Source organism: Haloplanus aerogenes (assembly GCF_003856835.1).
In the GTDB taxonomy this organism is placed as follows: domain Archaea; phylum Halobacteriota; class Halobacteria; order Halobacteriales; family Haloferacaceae; genus Haloplanus; species Haloplanus aerogenes.
Map to the genome: position 1 here is coordinate 3,010,445 of NZ_CP034145.1, position 26,139 is coordinate 3,036,583.

General features: G+C 53.6%; 24 protein-coding genes. 15 read left to right on the plus strand and 9 right to left on the minus strand.

The annotated features are described in order from the left end of the window. Nucleotides 1-27: 27 nt before the first annotated feature. From DU502_RS15435 to DU502_RS15460, 6 genes are read right to left on the minus strand one after another with little or no spacing between them, the layout of a single operon-like run. Entirely contained in the window at nucleotides 28-429 is a 402-nt protein-coding gene (locus tag DU502_RS15435; RefSeq protein ID WP_121921640.1) for a winged helix DNA-binding protein, read from the minus strand. Continuing rightward, entirely contained in the window at nucleotides 426-2,333 is a 1,908-nt protein-coding gene (locus DU502_RS15440; protein ID WP_121921641.1) for a type IV secretory system conjugative DNA transfer family protein, read from the minus strand. Before DU502_RS15440 ends, DU502_RS15435 begins: the two co-directional genes overlap by 4 nt. Beyond that, a complete protein-coding gene (locus DU502_RS15445) occupies nucleotides 2,330-3,316 on the minus strand; it encodes a hypothetical protein (protein WP_121921642.1) in 987 nt (328 codons plus the stop codon). The genes DU502_RS15440 and DU502_RS15445 overlap by 4 nt, the downstream gene beginning before the upstream one ends. A 6-nt stretch (nucleotides 3,317-3,322) precedes the next feature. Further along, nucleotides 3,323-5,920, minus strand: a complete 2,598-nt coding sequence (locus DU502_RS15450; RefSeq protein WP_121921643.1) for a type IV secretory system conjugative DNA transfer family protein — start codon at nucleotides 5,918-5,920, stop codon at nucleotides 3,323-3,325. Then, complete coding sequence (locus DU502_RS15455; RefSeq protein WP_121921644.1) at nucleotides 5,917-7,161, minus strand: hypothetical protein; 1,245 nt, start codon at nucleotides 7,159-7,161, stop codon at nucleotides 5,917-5,919. Before DU502_RS15455 ends, DU502_RS15450 begins: the two co-directional genes overlap by 4 nt. A 2-nt stretch (nucleotides 7,162-7,163) precedes the next feature. Beyond that, a complete protein-coding gene (locus DU502_RS15460) occupies nucleotides 7,164-7,409 on the minus strand; it encodes a hypothetical protein (RefSeq protein WP_121921645.1) in 246 nt (81 codons plus the stop codon). Between the two features lie 440 nt (nucleotides 7,410-7,849). Between DU502_RS15460 and DU502_RS15465 the strand changes: the two genes are divergently transcribed. The 4 genes from DU502_RS15465 to DU502_RS18420 all read left to right on the plus strand — a co-directional run bounded on the left by DU502_RS15465 (nucleotide 7,850) and on the right by DU502_RS18420 (nucleotide 11,917). Beyond that, nucleotides 7,850-8,302 (plus strand): hypothetical protein, encoded by a 453-nt coding sequence (locus tag DU502_RS15465; RefSeq protein WP_121921647.1) that lies wholly within the window; start codon nucleotides 7,850-7,852, stop codon nucleotides 8,300-8,302. A gap of 92 nt (nucleotides 8,303-8,394) precedes the next feature. After that, complete coding sequence (locus DU502_RS15470; RefSeq protein WP_124897097.1) at nucleotides 8,395-10,044, plus strand: M48 family metalloprotease; 1,650 nt, start codon at nucleotides 8,395-8,397, stop codon at nucleotides 10,042-10,044. Nucleotides 10,045-10,247: 203 nt separating this feature from the next. Beyond that, entirely contained in the window at nucleotides 10,248-11,114 is an 867-nt protein-coding gene (locus DU502_RS15475; RefSeq protein WP_241966842.1) for a DUF932 domain-containing protein, read from the plus strand. A 629-nt stretch (nucleotides 11,115-11,743) separates the two neighbouring features. Beyond that, entirely contained in the window at nucleotides 11,744-11,917 is a 174-nt protein-coding gene (locus DU502_RS18420; RefSeq protein ID WP_158601195.1) for a hypothetical protein, read from the plus strand. Nucleotides 11,918-11,970: 53 nt separating this feature from the next. On the opposite strand, the gene DU502_RS15480 is transcribed toward DU502_RS18420, so the two are convergent. Then, the gene (locus DU502_RS15480; RefSeq protein WP_121921650.1) at nucleotides 11,971-12,387 is read right to left on the minus strand and encodes a putative toxin-antitoxin system toxin component, PIN family; all 417 of its coding nucleotides are present in this window, start codon (nucleotides 12,385-12,387) and stop codon (nucleotides 11,971-11,973) included. Continuing rightward, complete coding sequence (locus DU502_RS15485) at nucleotides 12,363-12,626, minus strand: AbrB/MazE/SpoVT family DNA-binding domain-containing protein (RefSeq protein WP_121921651.1); 264 nt, start codon at nucleotides 12,624-12,626, stop codon at nucleotides 12,363-12,365. Before DU502_RS15485 ends, DU502_RS15480 begins: the two co-directional genes overlap by 25 nt. Before the next feature lie 133 nt (nucleotides 12,627-12,759). Here DU502_RS15485 and DU502_RS15490 point away from each other — a divergent pair, with 133 nt between their 5' ends. From DU502_RS15490 to DU502_RS15505, 5 genes are all read left to right on the plus strand, one after another. Then, entirely contained in the window at nucleotides 12,760-14,730 is a 1,971-nt protein-coding gene (locus DU502_RS15490) for an ATP-binding protein (RefSeq protein WP_199722756.1), read from the plus strand. Between the two features lie 394 nt (nucleotides 14,731-15,124). After that, complete coding sequence (locus tag DU502_RS15495; protein WP_121921652.1) at nucleotides 15,125-16,363, plus strand: tyrosine-type recombinase/integrase; 1,239 nt, start codon at nucleotides 15,125-15,127, stop codon at nucleotides 16,361-16,363. Between the two features lie 58 nt (nucleotides 16,364-16,421). Continuing rightward, nucleotides 16,422-16,574, plus strand: coding sequence for a hypothetical protein (locus DU502_RS18425; RefSeq protein ID WP_158601196.1), 153 nt, complete (start codon nucleotides 16,422-16,424; stop codon nucleotides 16,572-16,574). Between the two features lie 32 nt (nucleotides 16,575-16,606). Then, nucleotides 16,607-17,020 (plus strand): hypothetical protein, encoded by a 414-nt coding sequence (locus DU502_RS15500; RefSeq protein WP_121921653.1) that lies wholly within the window; start codon nucleotides 16,607-16,609, stop codon nucleotides 17,018-17,020. 311 nt (nucleotides 17,021-17,331) lie between these two features. Then, nucleotides 17,332-18,240: a hypothetical protein gene (locus DU502_RS15505; protein WP_124897098.1), complete on the plus strand. Its 909-nt coding sequence runs from the start codon at nucleotides 17,332-17,334 to the stop codon at nucleotides 18,238-18,240. Between the two features lie 78 nt (nucleotides 18,241-18,318). On the opposite strand, the gene DU502_RS15510 is transcribed toward DU502_RS15505, so the two are convergent. After that, a complete protein-coding gene (locus DU502_RS15510; protein WP_121921654.1) occupies nucleotides 18,319-19,359 on the minus strand; it encodes a Cdc6/Cdc18 family protein in 1,041 nt (346 codons plus the stop codon). Nucleotides 19,360-19,535: 176 nt separating this feature from the next. Here DU502_RS15510 and DU502_RS15515 point away from each other — a divergent pair, with 176 nt between their 5' ends. The 6 genes from DU502_RS15515 (at nucleotide 19,536) to DU502_RS15540 (ending at nucleotide 26,120) form a co-directional block, all read left to right on the plus strand. Further along, nucleotides 19,536-20,342 (plus strand): Cdc6/Cdc18 family protein, encoded by an 807-nt coding sequence (locus tag DU502_RS15515; RefSeq protein WP_121921655.1) that lies wholly within the window; start codon nucleotides 19,536-19,538, stop codon nucleotides 20,340-20,342. Nucleotides 20,343-20,521: 179 nt separating this feature from the next. Next, on the plus strand, nucleotides 20,522-20,947 hold the full coding sequence (locus DU502_RS15520) for a hypothetical protein (RefSeq protein ID WP_121921656.1): 426 nt from the start codon (nucleotides 20,522-20,524) through the stop codon (nucleotides 20,945-20,947). Between the two features lie 73 nt (nucleotides 20,948-21,020). After that, entirely contained in the window at nucleotides 21,021-22,505 is a 1,485-nt protein-coding gene (dndC, locus tag DU502_RS15525) for a DNA phosphorothioation system sulfurtransferase DndC (protein ID WP_121921657.1), read from the plus strand. 9 nt (nucleotides 22,506-22,514) lie between these two features. Continuing rightward, the gene (dndD, locus tag DU502_RS15530) at nucleotides 22,515-24,542 is read left to right on the plus strand and encodes a DNA sulfur modification protein DndD (RefSeq protein WP_121921658.1); all 2,028 of its coding nucleotides are present in this window, start codon (nucleotides 22,515-22,517) and stop codon (nucleotides 24,540-24,542) included. After that, the gene (gene dndE, locus DU502_RS15535) at nucleotides 24,539-24,940 is read left to right on the plus strand and encodes a DNA sulfur modification protein DndE (RefSeq protein ID WP_121921659.1); all 402 of its coding nucleotides are present in this window, start codon (nucleotides 24,539-24,541) and stop codon (nucleotides 24,938-24,940) included. The genes dndD and dndE overlap by 4 nt, the downstream gene beginning before the upstream one ends. A gap of 1 nt (nucleotide 24,941) precedes the next feature. Next, on the plus strand, nucleotides 24,942-26,120 hold the full coding sequence (locus DU502_RS15540) for a cysteine desulfurase family protein (RefSeq protein ID WP_121921660.1): 1,179 nt from the start codon (nucleotides 24,942-24,944) through the stop codon (nucleotides 26,118-26,120). Nucleotides 26,121-26,139: the final 19 nt, after the last annotated feature.

The window sequence follows — 26,139 nt, forward strand, 5'->3', positions numbered from 1 at the left end:
GTAGATGCAGGAATTATCCCCTGAGTCTCAGTCCAATCTCCTCTGCACCTGCTTTTGGAACGTATTGAGTCGGGCTTCTAAGCTCTCAACCTGCTCCTCCACTTGATGCACCTTCTCCACGAGTTCTCGGTGAGTCAGGTTCTCGTACTGGTCTAGATCTTCTTCATCCTGTTTTAGTCGCTCTTGTCCGTTCTCGGTTAGTTCGGCTTGTTTTGGTGCTTGGAAGACGCGTTTCTGGCCATCGATTACGCGTTCGACCATTCCGTCGGGTTTCTCGACGTGGATGAGGCCCTGTTCTTCGAGTTTTTCGAAGGCGTAGGTGACGTGATGGTTTTCGAGGGTAGTGACTGCGGTGATCTTCTGGACGTCGTCTTTCCCGTTGCCGATACAGGTGAGGACGACCCGGTCTTTCTCTCTGAGCGAGGTCATAATTCGAGGAGGACACATTTGGTTCCGAGTTCTGTGCAGAAATCGTCCTCATTACGGTAGAGGCAAGCCACCTCTAGATCCTCGCGAGTGCTGTACTCCAGCTCTGGACACTCCATCTCGGTTTTTTGGCGTTCCTGTAGCTCTTCCCCGGATAGTTCGAGGATTCGGTACTCGACCTGTTTCAACACCTCTACGTCGGTTACGGATTCGCCGTCGTCAGTGTAGTAGCTGTAGCTGCCGTTCTCGTCTTCGTATTCTGAGCCACGGCGGTTGACTGGATCGGAGACAATGTTCTCCAGCTTCGCTGCGTTGCCTTCCTCAACGACGAAGAGGACTTCTCGCTCTTCTTCGAGGCCGCGTCGCAGGTTTTTGAGTACTTTTGCTGGTTTGCTGAGTGTCTGGCATTCGGCTTCGAGGTGTGCGAGTTCTCCGTCTGGGAGGTGGACGTGCCCGTCCGGTTTCTCTTCTTCGTGGCCTTGGTGGAACAGGTGGGTTTGGAATCCGCGTTCTTCAAGCTGTTTCTCGGCCTGTGCGAGCAGCTCCTGGTGTTTTTTGCTTCCGGCGTTGGCCTGGTTTCCGAGTGATTGCTCTATTTGGAGTTCTGTTCGAGATGCTCGATCAGCGGAACTTTGTCTCTTGATCTGTTCTACGTCGCTGTAGTCGGCGTTCCAAGGCGGGTAGGTGTCGAAAGTAATCGCGTTTTGCTGGGTTCGTTCTGCGGGTTTCTGGACTGCGGCCCGGTATTTGCCCATGGAGGTTAGCGTGTCTCTGTCGAGGCCGTGGAGCATTCCGGCAATTCGGTTGATGTCTTCGGTGCCGCTTGGGTCGAAGAAGACCTTGGTGCGGCAGTTGTTCGAGACGGCCCGGCGCATTTCGGTGGCGAGTTGGTGGAGGTACTGAGTGGCGAGCCAGCATCCAAGCCGGTATTCGCGGGCCTCGGACAGCATCTTAGTGAAGTTGGAGCCTTCACCTCCGAAGTTCTGGAGTTCGTCGACGTAGAGATAGAACGGCGTTCTCTGGTCTTCCGGTTCTGCGATCCGGCTCTGTGCTGCGGCCCAGATCTTGGTGATGGCGATACTGCCGACGAGTTCTGAGGTCGTTTCCCCGATGTCGCTTTTCCGGATGTCGACCAACAGGATCTTGCCCTCGTCGACTACCTCCTTGAAGTCGACGCCTGAGTCTTCGGCTCCGATCACTCTCCGGATGGTTGCGTTCATCACGAAGTCGTTCAGGCGGCGCTGCAACGGCTCCAGATCATACGAAGACATGTCCTCTTTCACCCGGACGAGCTGCTCACGGATTACCGAGTCCTGTATCCTGTCAACCAGATCCGAGAGCTCGTCTTCGTTGATGACGCAACGAAAGACGTCGACCAATGTCTTCGATTCGTCGTGTTTGATGTTCTGGTCAAGGTGTGCGCGGAGCAGGGTTTCTAGGACGCGGCCGAACTGGTCGCCCCAGTTCTCGGATTGGCGTTTGAACAGGTCGATGAGGTCGGAGACGATGATCTCCTTCTGGTTCTCCCGCTGTGCAGTGTTCATGTCGTCGGTGATGTGGGGTTCGAGGACGTTGATCGGTGTCACTGGTTCCTGAGCCGGGTTGACGTAGACGACGTCTTCGACTCTGTCTTCTGGGAGTTTGGCGAGGAATTCGTCGATCATCTCGCCTTTCGGGTTGATGATGCAGAGGCCGCGGCCTTTCCTCGCGTCCTGTAGGGCGACGTGGAGCAGGAGTTGGGTCTTCCCGTGTCCGGTCGGGCCGACGTTGAGGACGTGTGTCCGCCGCTTGTCGTCGTCGAGGGTGACGTTCTCCTCGACGCCCATCATGGATTTGCGGCTGCCGAGGTAGGTGATGGACTGATTCCCAGTACTCTCGATCAGGTTCTGAGCTTCTTCGGGAGTCATGGCTGTGCGGTTCGGATGTTCTGCTGGTTGCGGTCGGGAATCGAGACGAGTGCAGCGAGTTCGGAGGTGGAGGCCTGGAAACTGAGACTCCAGTCGTCGAACTCTCTTCTCCGGACAGCATCGGCGAACTCGAGGAAACGGGATTCGCGTAGTGATCGGACGGTACTGGTGTTGAGGTACTGTCCGGTCGTGGCGTCTTCGAAGTGATTGAACGCCCCAGCGAGTTCCTTCACCCGGCTGGGTGTGTGTTCTCCGGCTCCGATGACGAGGAACCGTATCGACACATCGAACCGTGGACTACCGGCCTTATCCTCAATCGCGTCTGCTTGCTGCCTCTCTCGCGGGGTTGCCGGGCGATCATGCCAAGGGAAGATATCAGGCTTCTCCTTACGGAGGTAACCCAGTTGCTTGTAGGCCCGTCGGATCCACAGTCTGTTTCGAACCGGTTCTCCGATCTTGGGCTGGAACAGGATTTGAACGACGAACTTCGTGTCCCACATTGCGTGCCGATGTAAGGCCGCGGTCAGGGCGTTGATCGGCGGGATATCGTACTCGGTACGTAACGGGTAGCAGTCTCTTCTTCCGACAGTGAGCAGGCCCCCACCGATGGTGTCGTCTTTCAGAACCGGCAGTCCATCTACTCCAGTCTCGAATCCGAGTCCAGGGATCTGCTCGCTCAGATTGGTTCTCAGTTTGCGTTCCAGCCGCTTCGACGGTACCGTGTACTGGTAGGTGAGTTCGCCGCTCTGGCTTCTGCGTATTTCGTATGCGATAACCGGTGAGGCGTTGGACAGTCCGAGCCACTTGGTCTGGTACTCGGTGATCCCCCTGACGAACTGGTTTAGCGTGGAAGGGATGTCGCCGTTTCGTGGCGGTTTTACCTCGACGGTGTACTGGCTTCCCGCTCCGTGATGCAGCTGCTCGGCTTCGTCTTCTGAGAGCGTGGTGTGGTTGTGGAGTAGTCGGTTTTTGAGGTCTATCATCGGGGGTCACTCCTGTAGCTGGATGTAGCGCTCTGAGAGTGCGGGGCAGGCGGTCAGCAGGGTTCTCGCTCGGTCGATGGATCCGTCAAGGATGACGACGCCGAAGATGAAGCGGCCTCTTGCGGTCCAAGCATCGAACCGGACGGGTTCTCCGACTCCGAACAGTTCGTCGACGGCGTACTGGACGTGGTCGGGTTGCCACCGACTTATGTGGATCAGGTACCGGTCGTTTTTCGGTCCGAGGTACGTACCGAGAACCCAGTCTTCTGCGACCGGAACTGCCCAGCGATCCGTCGTGGTTCCCAGTTTTTTCCAGCCCGGCAGCACTTCCGGGAGCAGTTCTTCAGCCGAGGCCTCTCTGTCTGGATCCTCCGCCTCGGTGATGCACGTATCCGGCAGTTCGAGCAATCCGTCCTCGGAGCCGCGGACTTCTCGGTTTCTGGCTTGGGACTGAGTGTTCAGGTTTCCGGTGTCTGCGTCGGGGTTTTTGATTTCTGTTCCACCATCTGACTTGACAGGGTTGTCTGGGTCGTTGGTCTGTTTTCCACGAGCTTCGGTGGCGGTGTTTTCGGGCATGGATATGAGGTTCTCTTCGAATTCTCTGGTGATGAGGTCGTGTTCGCTCTGCGTGGACTCGATTCGGAGCTTGGTGCTGACGGGACCGCGGATGATAGCCTCACTGAAGGGCAGGTCAGTACCGGTCCGTAGCCTCCGAAGTTCTACGGCCTGCTTCGGTGATAGGTTGAAGAAGTCGGAGACACCGGTCTCGACGTCTTGGTGTTTCATGAAGAGGTAGCAGTCGACGTTTCGAAGGATGTTCTGGCCTGCTTGACTGCGGGTGAAATCCGAGGCGTTCTGTGTGATCATCTCGACCGAGACGTTCCGGTCGCGGCCCTCTCTGACCAGTCCGTCTAACGCTTTTCTCCCGTTTGGGTCGAAGAGGAGGCGGTGAGCCTCGTCGATCAGGACGATGGTCTTCCGCCGGTCTTCCGATGCCTTCCTGTAGATGTGGCGGACAGCTTCGGACAGAAGATCGGTGTTGTCCTGGCTGCGGTCAGCGACCGTGTACCGCGTCACCGAGCCCGTCTCCAGGTCGGAAAGCGTGGCAGAATCGAGTACAACGGTCTCTCCATCGATTGCCTCGGTCAGGCTACCGTACTCCTGTTTTGGGTCGATGATGTAGACTTGGAGGTCGCTGTAGGTCTGCCAGGAGCGGAGGAGTGACAGGATCGCGAAGTAGGTCTTACCGGATCCGGTCTTGCCCATGCGGGCGATGTGGCCGGCTTCCCAGGTGAACCGGTTTAGGACGACTGGCATCGAGTTCCGCGTGTCGATACCGAACGAGATGCCGCCTTCCTCGATCTTGTCGTGGGTGGAGAACGCGAAGCTAGCTGCGACTGACCGTGAGGGCATTATCATTCCACGGTCCAGTCCGTCGGGGCGCGTGATGGAGTCCGTCCGTATGCTTCGCGGGGTTTCCAGCCACGGTTCTTCGTGTTTAATGTTGAATCGGCGTAGCAGCCGCTTTACTTCTTCAGTGGTTTCGTCGACTTCTTCCCATGACTCGCCGCGGATGACGATGTATGCGGCGGCGTTCACGAGGCGTTCGTCACCCGATCCCTCGATGTCGATCAGATCCTGTGCGTCGGCTAGCTTCCGGTCGATTTCGGAGCTTCGCAAAGGGTTCGGTGTGGCGACAGTCTCGGCACGCATTCGGCCGACCAGGCGGCCCAGCTTCTTCCGTTGCTTATCCGACGCAGGTTCCACGTTCTGGACGACGTCGATGAATCCCGGCGCGTCCATGTTCAGTATGTCCGAGAGGACGCCTGGCCCGCGTTTTTCAGGGTAGCCGGAGATGCAGAGGATGCGCCGGTGGCTGTCTTCTCCGATGGTGTACCGGGTGTTGGTTAGTGAGGGTTCGGAGATTTCCAGCCTGTTGAGGGTTTGTTCCAGCGGGGTTCTGGTGATGTGGTTTGCTGAGAGGTCACCGGCGTTCAGGCTGTTTCGGATCATCCGACACCGCTCGACCGTGTCCTCGATACGGGCCTCGACTGACCGGGATTCGGATTCTTTCCAAGGTAGTATCGACGGTGAGTCTGGGGAATCTCTGATGACGACGTAGTGATCGGTGGTGACGGCTTGGTTCTTGACGCACCTACAGTCGGAGAGGTCGACCCGGCGTTTCCGGGAGTGGATCTCTACGGGATCTTCGATCTCACGGTGAAGGTTGGCAAGGGTGTCGCGGTTTACCTGCCAGTCTCGCTCCGACGCCATGTCGAGGTCTACGGAGTCGATCTCAACCAGTCCGATCACAACTCCGTTGTCGGTGACGGCGACCTGGTCTCGGACTTCGTACTCGCATTCCAGCTGCTGTTTCTCAGTGTGGAAGCGGAGCAAGTCGACCAGTACTTTGTCGAGAGTTTTACCGTGGATCTGGAGTTCGGCGAAGCCGATACCGACAACCGATCCTACAACGGCACCCGGGAGTCCGGCCAGGATCAAGCCGATAAATACTGGGAGAATAATTCTGACGAGGTCTCCGACGGTGTATCGCCAGAACTTGACTTTGAACTCCGTGATGGGAGCGGGGTACTGTACCTTCATTTGTCACCACGCCCCCGGAGTTCGGTCTCTTTCGTCCAGTCGCCGTTCTGGTCTTGGTGCCAGTTCTCCTCGACGTCGACCTTCGTTTCGTCCTGCCTGATACGGTCCTTCACCTTTCTCTTGGCCCGATGCAGCCTTCCACCGGTCTGGTGCATCTCGACCTCGTTGTTGGACCGGTGCTGGAGCCGGACCTGGTCAGGTTTCTTCTCTGCGAACCGGTTTCTGGCTTGGTTGATCCGTTGAGTTCCTTTTTCCCTGAAATTCTGGTACTGCTCTCGGACCTTGGGTTTCACCCGGTCGCCGGCCTTTCCAGCTGCGTTTCGACTGAATAGGAGGGCCGGAAGCACTAGCGAGGAGCTGGATGAAAGTATCTGGAACGGGAGGGCCAGCATGACGAAGTATCCTCCGAGACCCCAGATGTACTGTGGCAGCGCGTTCTGGCCCTGCATATCCAGCAACGCCAGTACCAACTGATAGGCGATCAGGTCCATCGGCCCGATCAGCAGGAAGCCGATGAACAGGCCAGTCAGCGGTGAGGCGAACTTGCGCGTCGGCTGGAAGTAGGTAAGCAGGAAGATCAAGGGGGAGGCAGCGACGTAGAACAACAGGTAGAACGATTGAACGATGAAGAGAATCACGAGGGCGAGCAGGACTGCCGCTTGAATCCAGATCACAACAGCAGTTGTGAGAGTGACGGATAGGCCGCTCATCGTCGAAACCGGTCCCGGCCGGAGTGCAGCTGCCGCCAGACGCGAGAGTTCGACAGGGTAGTAGAGTAGCCACGGCGAGACTCCGCCAGCGGCTACAACGGCGAGGAGTTCAACCGTAGGCCGGATGCCATCTGCTCTGCCGGTGATGTGCTGGAAGCCGATCCAGATGAGGACGGGGACGGCAAGCAGTAGCGTGAGCTGGAAGACGGTGTGGTGGACATCCAACACGTCCTGATGTTTCACATCCGGGTATGATACCATGACGTAGGAGAGGGTTTCAGAGATAGTCTGGACTAAAGCGTGGAACGGTTCGACCAGTAGCGTCAGCCCTGCCTCAACGATGATGTCGCCCAGGTCGTCACCGAGTTGCTCGACTTCGTCGACCAAGTCTTCAATGGCATCAGTGAGGGCGCTGAGGTCGATCACAGGGCCTTCGTCTTCCTCGTCTTCCTCCTGAGCAGCCGCTGGAGTGGCGGCAGCCAGAGCCAGGAACATGGTAACTCCGAGGATGAAGAGGGTGCGCCGGTTCATCTCTACGCACCCCCGCAGAGGACTCCCTTCACGAATTCTACAAGCCCTCCAGCCATCAGGACGATTATCAGACCGACGAACGTGTTGAAGATGATTCGCCGGGCCTTCTGCTGGCTGTCCGGGGTGCCGCGCATCCAGAGGATGCCCCCGTAGATCAGCATGATCGTCGCGATCAGGAGTGCGAGAGCGATCCCCAGCTGCTGGACCCGAGTGAGCAGTTCGACAATCTCTTGGAACTGAGAGGGCATGTCGCCACAGGAAGCACTGGTCTGGGCCGCGGCACGCCGAGGGATTGAAACGAGGGCAGTGGTGAGGGAACTAATTGCAGCGAGTTGGCTTCGGCTGGGGGATAGCTTAGTGAGGGAGTGACGTAACCACGTTTTGTATGCCCCGGACAGCGGTAGGCGGGACATGATGGATGGGGATACGGGCAGATTAGCGGTGGTTATGATTGATGCGGTTGCGGAGGCGAGCGTCGCCACTCGCCGGCGGATGTTTTCGTACATATCTCTGTTTCTGGGCTTTCAGCCTGTTTTCAGGCTGTATCGCGTGGTGTTGTGGCCGGGCTTCTTACCGGCCAAGTTGGTCCAAGGCTGGAATCGAGGTAAGTACTATCAAATTTATTATAATATATTCAGATCTACTGTGAGAAGGAGTTTTAGCACGAGGAATCTGTTTTACGTGTAGAATGAGCACGGAGTGGGAGGAAATCGCATCTCGGACGATTAGGGATAACAGGAAAGTCCGGACACCAGATTGGTTTGTTGAGTTATTCGCCGTGGACGGAATGGATGACTCCGTTTTCTGGAACTATGAGAAGAACTCGAAATACATCGTTCTCTCTGATCGACCTCTCTCAAAAAGCCAGTATCAGCCCGTAACACGAACTTTGATCTACAACGAGGGAGGTTACCGGAAGATCCGCCCGCCGGGCGATTTCTCTGAGGTTCTTCTTTCCAAATTCTTTGAGGGGAACGAGTTGTTCTACCTGCTTCACCGAGACATGAGAGGCGAAGATAACCCTACATCAGTGTATTTACTGACCCGGAGAGAGGTCCTTGATCTCTTGCCGAATGGGAACCCAGATTCAGATCTGAAGAGCAAGATCCTGAGTACTCCGGGCCTCCTTCCCTCAATATAGGCCGCCTCTAAATCCAAGTCATGCGAATTCTCCGAGTGGAATGGTCGATAGAGTCCTCTTTTGATTCGGTCAAGAAGCATCTGGAGGATCAGATGGGTGATCCGGATTTTGGCGACGAAAGGATCTATAGATGGAAGCCCACTTCGAGGTTCGAAAGCCGTGTGATAGAGCTTGATCGATCAGAGGGCATGATTTGTATGGAAAATACAGCCCCTGATTTCCTGAAATACGCTCTGCATCTGCTGATTGCAGCTCTTGTTTTGGGGGTCGTCGGCCAGAAACAGTTAGTGATAGATGCTGGGACCGGTGCTTCACTTCTCCTCTTTTTCGGATTCAGGCATCTCGTTGACGTGCCTCGGCACGAAGACTACGTGATAACCTCGATAGCTATTTCCAAGTACTATTTTGCCAGCATCCTTCTGGCAGGGATCTTTGCCGTATTCTCCAGTTTTAGCACGTCTGGAACGCTTCAGATAGTGTATATCGTGGGAGGCTTGCTGATTCTGGGAGAGCATTTTGCCCAAGGTTCGCTGCCTATTGATTCGGATTATATTCCGGACCCTGGCAGCAGTCAATCCTTCCTCCATGTACCTGTACTCGGGCTTGCAGCTCCGCTCGGGTCGTATGCCCTGATTAATCTCTTCAATTTGCTTCGGACCTCTGCGCTCCCGTATTGGAGTGTCGTATCACTTACTGCGGTTTTTGCTGTGCTTGGGACTCGGGGATATGGTATGGCGTGTAGAGACGCTCTCGACAGAGTTCGACTGGATCGGAATGCTTTCTTTCCGTCGAAACCGATTCGTGCCGTTGCGGCACTCCTGTATATTTGCGTTAACGTCCTCTCTCTGGCGATGCTTGTTTTCTGGGTCGATCTCCTCGCTCTTGGAATATCTGGAGGTGGCCTGATTCAGGACTTCACACCGAGAGGTATCGAACTGTTCACTCAAATCTATGCAAATCTTGATGCCGTCTTCCAACCTTTGCCCCTGCTATCTCCCCGGAGCTATTCCCTCCTGTTTGCCTCGCTGATTTTCCTTCCAACACTCCTGCTGGTAGGGACTTGGCTTGCGTTTCTTGTTCTGAATATGCACCTCAAGATGAATCTGATCGTGAAGGGCAGGCCAGAGAGTTTCAGCGAAATAGACGGTTCCAATATATCGGTTATTTCGGTCGATGTTGGCCGCCCCATCATCAAACCGCTTAGCCTGTTTTTCGGACTGAAGAAGTGTATTGTCGTGGATAAGTCGGTTCTTGATTTTCTTGATGAAGACAGGGATGAGACTCAGGCAGTCTTGGCACACGAGGTCTACCATCTCCGCAACAGAGAAGTCCTAGTGAATATTCTCTCGTCGATCTTTTCGCTAGTTGTTTTCGGGGGCAAAAATGCGCTGCTCGCGTTCTACGATTACCCCCGTATTGAGGAAGAGGCCGATAGATACGCGGCTGAGATGTTCGGAGCTGAGTCCTTGCAGAGCGCCTTGAGGAAGATCGAATACTTACAGGTACAAGCTACCGGCGACTCAAGAATTGAGCAGATACTTGGAATGCCTGGGTTCACCGGTTCACGAACCAGAGCAGATGAAGAAAACGCGGACGATCCGCAGGAAGAGGCCCCGCTCCTTCAGCGGGTACTGACTGACTTTTCGGCCCCTTACAACCTATTTTATGGAACCGTGTTATTTGACCAGGCCCACAGGTCTGTTGATGAGCGTATCCAGAGACTTGCCGATATGACCAGCTAGTCTGAGGATTCATCCGAAACACACCCTCTCATCACCTACTACCCTGTTCTCCCCGCCTTAGTTCTACAGGGTGATACTCTATCCAAGGTGAACAGTACGCTTTCGACGATTTAGACGAGCTTTACGAAACCGCTGAAGAGCTTCCCGAGGTCGACAGACACGACGTCTACGCCCATCACACCGGAGAGGATGAGTGGGAGGAGGTGCCGTACCGCGACAGTCTCTGGACGGACGATGGAAGGGCGACCGGCGTGGTCTCTGCCTCCCAAGACTTCTACAACATCATCCAGTACGGCGATGTCCTGGAGACTATCGGTGACGCCGTCGACCGCCACGAAGACATTACGCCGAGAGGCAGGGTCTCGATCTCTCCGACAGCCCACAAGATGTCGGCTTCCATCGACTTCGACGGGGCAACGATCTACGCCAACGAGGACGATCCCATCGACCTCGGGTTGCAGGTGCAGAGCGGGCACTCTGGTTTCCACGGTCTGAAGTACGATGTGGGAGCGGAGCGCCAGGTGTGCAGTAACGGGATGACGGCATTCATTTCCGACCTAAGCTTCGACCAGACCCATAGCGATCCGTTCCAGCCCGGTCTTGCGTACAACGCTGTCGACGCCGTCATCCAGAGCCCGGCCGAGATAGAGCAACGACTGGCCCAAGCCCAGAACCGCGAACTAATGAACCAGGACGAGGCCCTGCTTGTCTTGATGGACTCGGGTATCGGACGTTACCTCGAACAGCCTGTCCCCGACCTGCTCAACGCTCTGTACGACGAGGTAGATGATCCGGAGGCTCCGACACTCTGGGAGACGTACAACGCGGCCACACGCGCACTCACGCACTACACTCAGGTCCCCGACTACGAGTTAGCCGATGGGTTTGAACAGGCGGCCCAGCTTCTGGAGACAGGCGGTAACGAGATTCCTGAACCAGAACGATTGGGGCAGCAAGCGGTTGAGAGACGGACCCGTGAACTTGTCGAGCGAGGTGATGCCGAGCCGCTGTGGGAGGGCGAGACCGAAACCCTGCGAGAGCTCCAGGAATTCCACGACGTGGAGGCATGAAACAGATGCTGATCCCACGAAGCCAAAATCCAGAACGCTGGGTAGCGGTGAGGTACAATTACTGATTTTGACGAAGAGGAGCCGATAGCGCGGTGGGAAGCAGCTTTTCTTCCGGACTGGGAGTGGGAGGCCTACGACAAGGACGACGGTCTCTACTTCGGCCGCGTCCGCTCCCCGAACACGTACGGTGAGTGGGAGTACGGCTACTTCTCCCAAGAACAATTGACGGAAGCCGGGGCCTACCGAACCGACCTATATCCGGAGGACGAAGCACCGCTATTTCCGGACGGCGGAGAAATCGAAGATATCGTCGCAGTCTACGAAACGGAGTTAGCGGCCATGCTGGAAGAAGGTGATGACGTATAGACTCAGTCGATGAGATCCTGGAAGAGTATGTCGACGAGCGACACCAGTTCCAAAGGAAGCCGTACTGGCTCTTCCTTGACGCCCAAGACGAGCTGAAGTGGGAGACGTTCGCGTACTTCCCCGAGGCCCACTACAACCGGGAGATAAGCAAACGAATCAGAAAAGAATGGGAGCAGGAGATTCTGCCTGACGGCGGTTCGAGGACGCAGTACTACTGGAGTGGCGAAAAGGGAATTGTCTACCACACTGACGCCGGTGACGAAATGGTAGACCCGTTCTTCGGCTCCATCGAAGAAGCAGAACGCTATCTCGAGGATCTAGCCGATAGACACGGCAAGGAGCAGTACATCGGATTAGTCCTGAGAAAATCCGGGAACAGAAAGGTCGAGGAAGCTACCGAGGTACTGACTGAGCAGAGCGGGATAGCGGACTGGTGATTTAGATCGGATATTTTCCGGAGGTAGCAAATCATCTTAGCAGGGAATATTCTTTATATTTCCTCAAGGAAGGTGCTGGGGGATACGATCTGTATTCCCTCAAATTCCTCTAAGTCCAGTAGGTCGCTATCTCCGGATACCACGTAGCTTCCATCGGCTGCTAACGCACACTCCAGAAACTTGTTGTCGTCCGGATCCCGACAGACCTCCACTGACGGTTCCGGCTGGACGATGTGGAATTCGGTTGCAATGTGGCTGAGGAATCTCTGCTTCTCGGATTCTCTAAAGTCGAGATGAGGATAGTCCATCACCAGCGCGAGTTCTCTCAGGATGTCGGGCGAGGTGTAGCCGGTAATGCTGTCATCGAAGACCTTCTTGAGACATTCCTCTGGCTTACCGTTCCAACCCAGTGCGGAGATGAGGACATTGGTGTCGAAAACCGCTTTCACGCTTTCTGATCTCTGGCCCATTCGATAGCATCCTCGACAACGTCTTCGTCGACATCTTCTTCGCGGAAGCGTTTCTGGATGTTCTGACTCAGTTCCTCATACTCCGAGTCGATGTCCAGTTCGATTTTCTTGAAGATAACACCGTCTTCAACCGGAACAGCCAGGAATCGGTCTGAAGGTTTGAACCCTGCCTGTTCGCGGATCTCGCTCGGTACCACAAGCTGCCCTTTTTCAGACATTTTGACGATTTCTTCGCTCATATTGTTAAACAATTCAACTGTTAAACTTTTAAATATTGTGCTGAGAGGAGCGATACCAGAAAACGAAAACCGATTTCAAACGAACTGACGCCTAACTCGCCATAATAGACAGTTTCTGAATCAAAACTAACTCATGAATTCGCCCGACGGTAAAAGCCTGCTCAGCGTAGCGAAACGCAACGATCTCCTTGATGACCCGGAGGTTCGGAAACTGGTCTTAGCCGCCGGTATCTCCAACAACCAACTCCTCCGAGAGACCGCTTCGAAAGCCGTACTTGGGAAGTCGGTTCAGCACTGGGAGTATCCCTTCGACCGGCAACCACACGTAGGAGATATCGAACTGGGAAAGACGTTCCAGAACCAGCGTTTCCAGCTCTCGCAGGAAGACTTGACGAAGCATCTTCTCGCAGTCGGCCAGTCAGGTTCGGGGAAGACCACGCTGTTCTACTCATTGATGGAGGAGATCGAAAAACCGTTCTGGGCGTTCGATCTGAAGCAAGACTACCGGCACGCCGACGATGTCTTAGTGCTTCCCTGGACGGAACTCCGGTTCAATCCGCTGAAGCCACCGGAAGGTGTTTCGCCCCGGCGCTGGGCTCAGGTCTTTGCTGAGATCTTCGGCCACGCTACTGCTCTCCTCAGCGGTTCGAAGAACTATCTGATGAAGAAGGTCGTCGAGCTGTACCAGCTGTACAACCTGTTCGACCGAGTTGAGAAGCCGTATCCGAACCTCCACGAGTTGGAGATGCTGATCGACTCGGACGGGATCAACTTCGTCAGGAAGCAGTCAGACTACCGCGACACCCTGCTCAACCGTTTGGAGGCGATGAACCTTGTCGCAGGCACCGTCTTCGACTGTAGCCAAGGCTACTCTATCCAAGAGCTTCTACAGCGGGATGTTGTCTTCGAGTTTGACGGTCTTTCCCGAGATGTCCAGAATTTCTTGATGGAGATTCTCTTTACGTACGTTTTCGAGTACAGGTTGGCGCAGAATCATCGTGATGAGGGCCTCAACCACGTCTTCTTCCTCGACGAGGGCAAGAGGGTCTTCTCGGTGTACAAGGAGCGGCAGGATGCCTCCGGTATCCCCGAAATCGACGAGTTGACCGCGAAGATGAGAGAGTTTGGAGAGGGTATCGTTGTCGCGGATCAGGAGGCTTCGAAGCTGACCGATTCGATCAAGGCCAACACCTACACCAAGTTGCTTCTACCTACGGCGGGAAGGAAGCAGTTCCAAGCGGTTTCCGAAGCGATGAATCTCTCAGAGAGGCAGGCGGAGTTCGCCCAGAGCCTCGAAGTCGGGGAAGCGATTGTCCAGGTCGGAAGCGGTGACCCAGTCCCGGTCAAGCTCGAAAACTACGAGATAGAGAAGCAGATTTCGGATGAGGAACTCGAAAAACGCCAAGCGAAGAACTGGGAAGAACTCAGCTCTACACCGAGGGATGCGACACCTGAGTTCGAACAGGCCATTCTCCCCGACCAAGGGACAAGGGAAATTCCCGAAGACCCAGAGAGAGAAATCGAAGTCTCTGAAGACGCGGATCGATTACTGGAAGATATCGTCGAGAATCCATTCAAGTCGCTGACCGAGAGGTACGAGAAGTTCCCGAGCAGCTACAAGGGAAACAACGCGAAGAACGACTTGGTCGACCAAGGCCTCGTCGTCGAAGGGAACGTCCGAGTAGGAGAGCAGAGGAAACTGCTTCAGTTGACGGAGAAAGGCCGGGACTACGCCAAATCCCTAGATCTGGAAGTGAAACACACGGGGCGAGGCGGAGTCGTCCATCGATACTGGCAGCATCGGATCCAGGATGCATTCGAAGAAGCGGGGTGGCATGCCTTCCTGGAAAAGTTCGACGCCGACGTCTATGTCAACATGGGAAGCACGGAGCTAGTGGTCGAAGTAGCGATGGGCGACAACCCAAGAGAAATCGACCACGTAGAGGACCACCTCGAACGAGGATTCATCGTCTGGGTCGCCTGTCGAACCAAGGAGATTCGAGACGGACTGAAGCAGAGACTGGAGGATAACGGACTAGATCCGGATTCCGTGATGTTTCGACTGTTTCGGCAGTTCAACGAGTTAGAGCTCAACTCTGGATGAGTGTTTCGGGTAGTTCGGCGTATCGGAATATAATATCTCTAAACAAGAAATCGGCGAACAAATCTTTCTATTCAAATCTTCCAAGCTTTGGTTCAGATGTGAGTTGAGAGTCACCCCGTCCTATTTAAAACTCAGACACCAATTTTCGCTTGAAAGACCAAACGAAGGAAGGAGAGAAGTCGAAAGGCAGTGAACGGATAATACCTAGCCCCGTCCGGGCACCTGATGAAGGGTTCACTGTCCTTCAACCGTGATGAGGGGTGAGAGCCCCAAGAGAACTGCTGTGTACCGGGACTCTGGTCAAAGGGTTAGGTGTCCGTATACAGCTGTGAATCCATTCGAAGCGCTGTCTTTCCCAGCTTCTTTCCTTCTATTTGAGGTGTAGAACTACTCTATGTCGACGAAACGCTATATCAACGTTGAGAAACAACTGCAAAATCTGAAAGATTCCGAGCTTGAACCAGCTAATGTAGACGCAATACGGAAGTTCATAGATCACTGCGCTGCTGAGGACATCAGTGAGGTGCGGCAAAGCCGATTGATAACTGCTCTGAAATCTCTGATACTGAATTTTGGCCCTGACAGCTTTGAGTTAAGCGGCGCTACTGAAGAAGAGTTGAAGATGACTATTGCCTCTTTGAACAGGAGTGATTACGCTGACTCCACCAAGCATACGATGAGGGCTGCTGCGAAGAAGTTCTACAAGATCGAGAACGGTGGACACGAGCATCCGGAGAAGGTAGATTTCTTTTCTGCGTCGGCCAGCCAGAAGTCGACGGTAAGTCGGGAGGATATTTTCACCAAGGAAGAGCTGAAGCGGTTGTTCAGCGGTTTCATCAATACGCGTGACCGGGCCTTTACGATGGTTCTGTATGAGTCGGCGGCTCGTCCTGGCGAACTCTTGTCGCGGAATCTTGGGGACTTCACGTCGAATGCGAAGGGCGACTTCATCTATCTTGAGGGGATCAAGGGCACGCCTGATCGTACGAATCAGCTGGTTCGTTCGGGACGGCCCTTGCGTGAGTGGATCGCTCAGCATCCTCTCGGTGGAGAGGTAGGCGATATTGATGATCCGAGTGTGCCGCTGTGGGTCAAGACTCAGCAACAGGAGTGCAAGAAGTGTGGAAAGGTTCCGCAGCAGCATGGAAATACAGATTGCCTGTATGATCCAGATCTCCGGGATCGGTGGAAGTACGATAGTTTTCTACGCCGGTTCCAAGATGCCTGTGAACGAGCCAGTATACCGGACAACAAGCGTAGGCCGTACAACCTTCGGCACACTCGATTGACGGAGGTGGCGACGTTCATGGGTTACGAGCAGCTCAACAAGTTCGCCGGCTGGACACCCGGAAGCGACCGAGCGAAAGTCTACGTCCACCTCAACAACGACGACGTCAACGAAGCGATCAGAGAAGAGTACGGTCTGAGCGGTGAGGAAGACGAGGATCAGAGTGAAGACTGCCCGTTCTGCGGGACAGAGAACGAGTCCATACACTCGGAGTGCCGTAACTGCGGACGGCCTCTCAGCTTGGAAAAGGAGCAATCGAAGGAAGAGAAACAGGAAGTCTTGGAGCGTCTCACGGAATTGGAAGAGAAAGGAGTACTGGAGAAGTTGGAACAACTGGAGAATTAGCTTCAGAAGTCCGGTGTAATGACACCGGTTTACCCCTCACTCTTCTCGTTGTTATGCTATGACCCGCATTGCGTCAGGCGAAGTCTTCGAAGCCGAGGAACTCTTGGAAGAAGTCGAGTCCTGGAGCGAAGAGGAGATCAAGGAGTTGCCGAAGCTGTATCAGAGGAAGGCAAGGGAATTTCGGCGGCTTCGGAACCGGGGCGAGGAATAACCAGTAACCTAGGTGTTCGCCCATAGTTCCCTGTGGAATACTTTGACTACGGAGCCGAGAACCTGGATACTGGATTCGACGTAGAGGAGTTCTTGGAGCGGTCACAGAGGAATCAGGGACAGCGGCTAGAGCAGCAGCTTAAGCGGATCAAGAAACAGTTGGAAGAGCGGGATCGGATCTTTGAGGAGAACCGCAGCGAGTTAGAGTTGAAGCTGGACTGGTATCTGGAACGATTACAAGAGGAGTACAACTCGGTCGGGCCAGAATCCGTTGACGAACTGAAAGAGAAAATAGAGGAGTTCTACGAGTCGATCAGGGAGGAGCGCCGGAGGCATTGGCGCGACAGGCAGGAACTGGAGCAGGAGAGACGACAGATTGAACGAGAATTAGAGGAGATAGAAGCGAGTACTTTCGATTTAGTCGAGAGTCTGCAGACAGATTTTTAACAATTCTGTTACGTTATGATGACAAGAGGCCGTTGAAGATGACCGGTCCGCTATCTCGACGCCGTTTCTTAGAATGGAGTCTTGTTTCTTCTTTCCTTGCTGGTTGCTCAACGACAAATAATTCAACAGGTCGATCAGCCACCCCTACTGATACGACATCTACTGCTACTGCGACATCCACCCCTGAGCCTACTGAACAAACGGAGACACCTCAGGAACCAGAGTATCCGGATACAGGATCACTCTCATTCAACCCGGCGGGGGGCGCACCAGCAGACCACGCAGTATTCAACGGCGATGTAGACCTCGGAGTGTTCTCCAACAATCCCGAAGACTACCAGATGCCATCGATACAGCAACTCCGTGAACTATACCACTTCCAACAAATAGACCGGATAGCAGAAGGACTTGAAGGAAAGGTGGAGGTTACAGGGAAAAAACGGTCGGAACTGCTGCATGAATTTCCAAGAAGACTGCTTAACGGAGAATGGGTAGACAGTAATATAGCTGAAGTATTGGAAGAGAGACACGATACAGATTTAGGCGATTTCTTCTATGAAGAAGTATTTAATTCAAAAGCACCTCTAATAGAGAGAATTCCAGAGTCAAACTACAATGGTCTATGGATGAACGTAGAGATGCTCTCCACAGATACTGGAGTCTCATCAACTCACGACTTCATCCGGACAGCAGCATTAGCAGCTGCAGAACATTATTCAGTTGGAAATGAAACGTTCACGAGCCATATGAAGACTTTGGGTGGAAGCCACGGGCTGGGCATTGCAATGACGGGCCTAACCTACAACCAGAGTAAGCAATCCAACCAGAAAGTCTATGGAATAGAAACTGATCCAAATGAGCCAGAACAGATCTGGCCACTCCAAAAAGGCTACGTCAACAGAGATAGCAGAATACCAATCGAAAAACCTGAAGCTCCTGGGAATATAACTCAATGGATGGGTATAGGATTTGATGATGGAAAAATACCGGAAGTATTTCAAAATACGGAATATTCAAACATCAATCTTCAAATTGAAGGAGTGGATCAGTGGGTTGATTTCAAGCGTAATTCTGCGAATCATGCCGGGATGAAGTTTGTAGATTCTATGGTCCTAGCGGCCTACATCGAAGATGAAGCATACGAAGACGGACAACTACCTGGACTGGAAGACGCAACTGTCCGCGTCTCTCCAAAAGGCTTGGACTATAATTTAGCTTGATTTTTTAGCTGATACTCAGTAGATCCGAAGTTGCACCACTACCTGACTGGAGGATGTCCGAATAAAGACACATAGTTCTCACTCGGTTAGCCTAATTTCTCGCGTCTTCCCTTTCTCTCCGCCGTAATAGTAGTCCGCTTGAATCAGATCAAGCATCTCCAGTTCTTTGAGGAAGTCGCTTAGTCGTCTGTTGCTCAGAGAGTCTATCGATTCAATCCTGCAGAGTTTCCGATATCGCTGGTATATCTTCCCAGTTCGAATCCCGTCATCCGCCCCTTCATCCAGATCGACGATAGCGCTGTACAGAAGCTGGTGATGTTGGCTGAAGTCGCTAAGAAGTCGCCCCGCATACGTATCAAGTGCCTCTTGATACACGTCAGTTACACCCGGTTTTGAAAGAGTCTCATTAGCGTTCCTCGCTGCTGTTTGCAACCAGCAGAGTGCGAATCCGACATTCCTTGTCGATGAAGAGATATGAGATAGCGCCTCTTTGTGCAGGCTTCGTGGAGCAAGTGCTTTCCGAGCTCTATCCGCAAGTATCTTGAAGATCTCCTCGCTGGAGTAGGGTTCAAACGTGAGCGTACGAGGATAGAGCGAGCTGAATGTTCTTTCCTCCACCCACTCCTCAAGACTTGCTTGGCCATTAGAGATCAATACGAGACTGAGTGATTCTCTGTCGTCGATCCGAGAGAGGAAGTAGAGCAAATCATTCCCGTCGTTCAAGAGAAGAAGATCGATTTCGTCGAGTACGATGATTGTCGGGAGACCTCCGATTCTCTTGTCAAGCTTGCGCTGTAGCGAGGCCGTGTGGTGACCCTCCTCCGCCGACTCCCTCAGTAATTGTTCGTGGATCCGAGAGAGTACCTTGTACTGAGTGTTGAACCGAGTGCAGGGGACATAGCAGGTCGCGACGGAGTCATCAAGTTCGTGGAGTTGCCTCCGAACCAGATGAGTTTTCCCGACGCCGCGGGGACCTCGGATGATCAGGTCAGTCGACCCGGATTCCATTGTTACCGTGAAAAATTCTCTAAGCGCTGACAGCGTATCCTCTCGGTCTACGAAGCTTGCCGGAATATAATTCGCTTGGAGGGGAGCGGGGTTCTGAATGAGGGCACTCATAGCGTCAACTGAACGTCTCGAATTAATGTACTACTGAGGAGACCGGGTTTTCTGTTGGCCTTCTCTTGAACTGATTCAATAGAAAAATTCGACCTTCAATCGTTTATCAATCCCATCCGAAGCACGACCCGTGACAACGATATTTGAAGATGATGACCTGAATAGTTACCCGGTGGTTGCTCCTGTTCGGCTCATCTAACTCAGGCAATAGCGTATTTCGAGACAGGTCAGTACTAACGTCAGATAGTCCGTTGGACACACCTATCGGACGAGACGACGAGATAGAACGGATAGCCGAGGCCGTCCAGCCGTTAACCCGGAGAAATCCTGCTGAGAACCTGCTGATCTACGGCCCGGCAGGGATCGGTAAATCGACCTGTGTCCAACACGTTTTCGGCGAACTGGAGAAGCATAGCCGAATCAAGCCCGTCTTCATCAACTGCTGGCAGTACAACACCCGGTCGTCACTCCTCACCGAACTCCTGATCCAACTCGGATATCCTGCACCTCGAAAAGGCAAGCCAGTCGACGTACTCCTCTCGAAACTCAGCGAGTGGTTGAACAAGAACCGAGGAGTCGCCGTAGCACTCGACGAGTTCGACCAGCTCGAAGACAAGAACAAGGTAGTCTATGACCTCTTGATGCTTAATCAGGAAGTGGAGAATCGGTTGGGAACGGTCCTAATCTCGAATCAGCTGCCCTCACAGCTCTTCCTAGATCCACGGAGTAACAGCCGACTCTCTCTTTACACACTCCAGTTCGAACCATACGGCTCGGAGCGATTGGAAGAGATCCTGAGAAGCCGAGTCGAACAGACCTTCCAACCAGGAACGGTACCAGATGAGGTGATTCAACGAGTCGCTGAGCAGGTTGCGGACGAAAGCGGTGATTGTCGGAAAGCATTAGAGATGCTGTTGAAAGCAGGACGGAGGGCAGACCAGGAAGGGAAACCCGAACTATCTATTGAAGACATCAATCGATAGAGAGAATTCATTACAAAATTGCGGGTTCTGCTCCGGAAACCGAATTTCGCAATACTCGCCAAGGCCCGGAGGAGTAAATTTAGACCCCGCCGTCTTGCCTTAGTTTCACTTTCACTCTGGATGGATGAACCTTTAGCAGATAGGGAGTGTTGAGTTGAGCAAGCAGGGGGGTTTCAATCGTGCCCAGCTTCGATGTGGAGAAAACGGAGATCACCGTCTTCGAGATCGATGGCTTATACCTGTTTAGACAGTATTTCGACGAAGACGGCTTGTTCCAGCAGCTTGAGGAGTACTATAATTCCGAAAGATATCGATTCGAAGTTCCAGAGTGCGATCTTCCAGAAATAAGTCAGATTTTGGATAATTATTTTTACGAGCTGAAGCTGGCAGACAATCCTGCAGAGTACTGCGCCGTTATAGACAAGGGTATCGACGCGTCGGACATCATGAGAAACGCGGTAGCCACTCAAAGGCACAGAGACTTCGTCATTTTTCTCCTAAAAGATAAGATATCGCTCAAGCAAGCCAAGGAGCATGGCGCAATATCGCTTGAAAAATCAGAAATTTACAAAGAGGTTCTGAGATGGAAAACCGACGGATCGTAGCGGGGGCATTGGGCGGTTCGAACGGAAAATTGAAGTGTCTAGCCGGCACGAATCAAACGAAGAGATTATTAGCATGAGTACGGACAATCTCGAAGTTTCTAAGACCGGACAAGAAAAGGGAGAATCCGTATTTGACACCCGGTCACTCAAGGAAATCTATGAGGAAATACAGAACACCTATCTCGCGGACAATCGCCCTTGGGTCATCGGATATAGTGGTGGAAAGGACTCTACTACCGCCCTTCAGCTAATCTGGTACGCTATTGAGGATCTTCCAGAAGAAAAAAGAAATAAGCCGATATACGTTATTTCGAGCGATACGTTAGTCGAAACACCGAAGATAGTCAATCATATCGTCTCTACTCTCGAAAACATAAACGAATACGCAGAGAAGAAAAATCTCCCGTTCACGGCCCACAAGGTCACCCCCAAAGTCGACGACTCATTCTGGGTTAATCTGATTGGCCGAGGCTACCCGGCACCGAACCAAAACTTCCGCTGGTGTACTGAGCGGCTCAAGATCGACCCTGCGGACCGTTTCATCGAGAACAAAGTCTCCGAACACGGCGAAGTCATCGTCGTTCTAGGAGCACGCAAAGCCGAATCCGCCACCCGCGAACAGGTGATGGAAATGCACAGCATCGACGGTAGCGTGCTCTCCCGCCACAACAAGTTCGCCAACGCCTTTGTCTACACCCCTATCGAGGACTGGATCGTCGACGACGTCTGGACGTACCTCATCCAAGCCGTCGAAAATCCATGGGGCAAGAACAACAGAGATCTCGCAGCCCTCTACCAGGAAGCCGACGACGAATGCCCGATGGTCATCGACACGAAAACACCCTCCTGCGGGAACAGCCGGTTCGGCTGCTGGACCTGCACCGTGGTCTCCGAGGACAAGGCGATGCAGAATATGATCGACGAGGGAGAGGACTGGATGGAACCCTTGTTGGAGTTCCGTGACTTCCTCAAAGAAACACAGGATCCGGAGAAGAAGCCGAAATTCCGGCAAGTAAAGGGCCGTCAACACGGCTACGTCAAAGAGAAAACCAACGGCAGCGACGGCATCATTCCCCGTGCCCACAAGTTCGAGTTCTGCAAGGACCTGCTCCGCAAGCTCCTAGAAACGCAGAAAGAGGTCAACGAAAGCCTCCCCGAAGACGAGGAAATGGAGCTGATCCGAGAGGAAGAGATCAGAGAAATCCGCCGCCTCTGGCGCGAAGAACGTGCAGACTGGGCTGACTCCGTACCAAAGATCTACAACGAGGTCATGGACGACAACCTCAACTGGGTACATGACGACCTCGGTTCCTTCGGAGAGATGGAAGCAGAAGTCCTGAACGAAGTCTGCGAAGACCATGACGTACAGCCGGAACTCATCAAACGCCTGCTCGACACCGAGTTCCAGCACTACGGAATGAAACGCCGGGCCTCGATCTACAGCGAGATAGACAAGGTCATGAGGGAGGACTGGCGGGACCTAGAAGAGATCGTTTCGGAGATCGAAGGGGAAGACCGGATAGAAGCATGGCAGTACGACGGTATCGGAGGAACCTGAAGATACTCTATGAGGATAAACAAGCTGGTAATCACCGATTTTGGACCTTATCGTGGACGCAACGAGATCACTCTCACATCAAGTGACGACTCTCCAATCGTCTTGTTCGGCGGGAAAAACGGGGCAGGGAAGACCACACTGTTTGAGGCCATAGGATTCTGCCTCCACGGGAAATCCTCGCTCGGTCGTCGCACCGCCAGAAAAGACTACGAACAAGCCATCCGGAGCAAACTCCACGAATACCCTGACGGCAAAGCAGACAGCGCCGCCGTACGCTTGGAGTTCGAGTACGCCCACATGGGCGAAGTCGACCACTACTCGGTCGAACGCTCATGGCGAGACAGAGGCAAGAGCATCGTCGAAAACCTGGAGGTTCGAAGAAACGGACAGATACCATCCGAGCTGAACGAAGACCAGTGGCAGGACTTCCTCAAGGAACTCGTTCCTCCCGGCGTCTCACAGCTGTTCTTCTTCGACGGCGAGAAGATTCAAGAACTCGCATCCGCAGTCGAATCTGACGCTGACTTCGAAGACTCGATGTACTCCCTTCTCGGTCTGGACCTGATCGAACGACTGGACACTGACCTCTCCATCTACATCTCCCGCAAACTGGATGAGAGCGGAGTCGAAGGCATCAACGAGGAACTCGAAGAACTCCGAGATGAGCGAAACCAGTTCGAGCAGGAACTCAAGGATTTCAAGCAGGAGAAAGAAGAGAAAGAAGAGAAACTGCAGGAGCTGGACTCGAAAATCGACAGCAAAGAGTCCAAGATCGCTCAGGAAGGCGGGTCATACGCCGACAAGCGAGAAGAACTGAAAGAGCGCCGTGCAGAACTCAACGCCAGCATCGAACAACACGAAAATCAGATCCGGGAAATCGCTATGGGTGCATACCCGTTCACCTTGGCACCGGATCTGTGTGAGGCCGTCGTCGACCGGCTCAAGACCGAGACAGAACGGCAGAACAAGGTGACTGCCAGAAACGAACTCACTGATGAACTCAACAACGTGCTCGGGGACAACGAAGTCTGGCAGGAAACCGAGGTTCCTGAAGACCAGATTGGGGAAGTCGCGGAACGTATCCAGCAAAAGCTCCAGGGACGTCTTGAAATCGATGATGAAGAGCCAGAGCTCGCACACCAGTTCTCCGAAGCACAACGCCAAGAAATCTACTCCCTAGTGGACAAGGCGTTGCACGACGTTCCGCAGCAGCTGTCAGAGGTGACTGAAGAACTGGAAGAGGAAACCCGAGAACTCCAAGAAGTGGAAGCTGGTCTTGGCAAAGCACCTGATGAAGAACTCATCTCCCCGCTCATCGAAGACCTGAACGAGCTGACCGAAGAGAGGGGTGCGATCAAGTCCCGGCTGGAAGAGCTTGAAGAGGGAATCAGTAAGGCACAGACAAAACTCGAACGGAAAGAAAACGAGATCGAGAACAAGCTGGAGAAGAAAGCCCGTGTCGAAGATGTTTCCGAACGGGCAAACCTAGCTACAGACGTACGTGACGCAGTTCAGGACTTTCGAGAACAACTTGCTAAGGAAAAACTCCGGAAACTGGAAAGCAAACTCAGTGAACGGTACATCACGCTCTCCAACAAGGGCAAGTTCTACGACAAGATTGAGATAGACGAGGAAACCCTTGATATCTCCATCAAGACCATCCACGGCAACAAGAAGCCGCACACTGAGCTTTCCGCTGGTGAACGACAGATATTCGCCACCTCTCTACTCTGGGCGCTGGCTGACATCTCCGACCGTCCACTTCCGTTCATCGTCGACACACCTCTTGGACGCCTTGACAACGACCATCGGGATAACCTGATCACGCACTTCTTCCCCGAGGCAGCCCACCAAGTCATAATCTTCTCCACCGACACTGAGATCGACGACAGCCAGTACCAGAAACTGGAGGGCTACATCTCTAATGCCTACCATCTCGAATACGACGAAACAGAAGGCCGGACAATTCCCTCGAAGGGTTACTTCTGGGACGATGATGACGAAAACCAGCAGTCCCTAGAGGAGATCACTTCATGAGCCAGAAGTTCAACCGCATCACGATAGGTAACGACGCAACCAACCGGTTGAAAATGCTGAAAGCCAACACCGGTATGACCCCGAACTACCTGTGCCGAATCGGGTTCTGCTACTCTCTGAACGAATCCCGGCCACCAAACCCGGAAGAATACGACAACGAGGGCCAGACGTTCAACCGGTACACCCTCCTTGGAGAACACGACGCACTCTACATGGCACTCCTGAAGGAGCGGCTGATCCAGGAAAACAAAGACCCTGAAGAGGTTCTGTACGACGAGTTCGTCGCACACCTCAACCGAGGAGTGATCCGAGTCCACGGCAACGTCAGAGACCTAACTGACCTCGAAGACCTGGTGCCCGGTGAAGTGAAAGGGAAGCACGCTCAACAGGAAGGATAACATGAGTCCTGACGTGGCAACACCCATCTACCTTGACCATCACGCCACCACCCCTGTAGACGAAGACATCGTCGACGGGATGAAACCCTACTTCACAGAAAACTACGGGAATCCTGCCAGCGAAGATCATATTTACGGGGCCAACGCCAAGAAAGCGGTCAACGAAGCCCGAGAACGAATCTCAGAAGCGGTAAACTCCAGGCCTGAGGAAATCATCTTTACCAGCGGAGCCACCGAATCCGACAATCTGGCGATCAAGGGAGCCGCCGAGTACGCGGCCAAACACGACAAGGGGAACCACGTCATCACAGCTGTCACCGAGCACGAAGCCGTACTCGAAGCCTGCGAAGCAGTGGAAGAGAAAGGATTCGACGCTACATATCTCCCTGTCGACGAACACGGCCAGGTCGATCCCAGTGACGTAGAAGACGCGATACGTGACGACACCGTGCTGATCTCGATTATGGCCGCAAACAACGAGATCGGTACCACTGCACCCCTGCAAGAAATCGGTGAGATAGCGAAAGAGCACGAGGTCTTCTTCCACACCGACGCAGTCCAGGCAATCGGCTACCTCCCTATCGACGTCGAAGAAATGGGGATCGACCTGATGTCTATCTCCGGCCACAAGATCTACGGGCCGAAAGGCGTCGGCGCACTCTACGTCCGCCGCAGAAACCCGAAAGTCAAACTTGAACCACTGCTTCACGGCGGCGGCCACGAACGAGGCTGGAGATCTGGAACTCTCAACGTACCATCCATCGTCGGTTTCGCAAAGGCAGTGGAGATGGCCGACAAGAACATGGAAGAACGTACCAGCCACGTTGACGAGCTCACCTCGTATATGTGGGAACGCCTCAACGAGGAGCTGGACGACATCGTCCTGAACGGTCACCCGGAGGAGCGGATACCCAACAACCTCAACATCAGCTTCACCGGCGTAGAGAACAAAGCTCTCGTCAAGAACCTTCAACCCGATATAGCGGTCTCAGCAGGCTCCGCCTGTACCACGGGCCAGGTTGAAGCCTCACACGTCCTCCAGGCCATCACCGACAACGAAGACAGGTGGCACAACGCCATACGGTTCGGCCTCGGAAAAGACAACACAAGAGAAGAAATCGAGTACGCCACCGACGAAGTAATCAAGATCGTCAACAGACTCCGCAACATCACCTTCTAAAAACTCATGACCCAGTCAA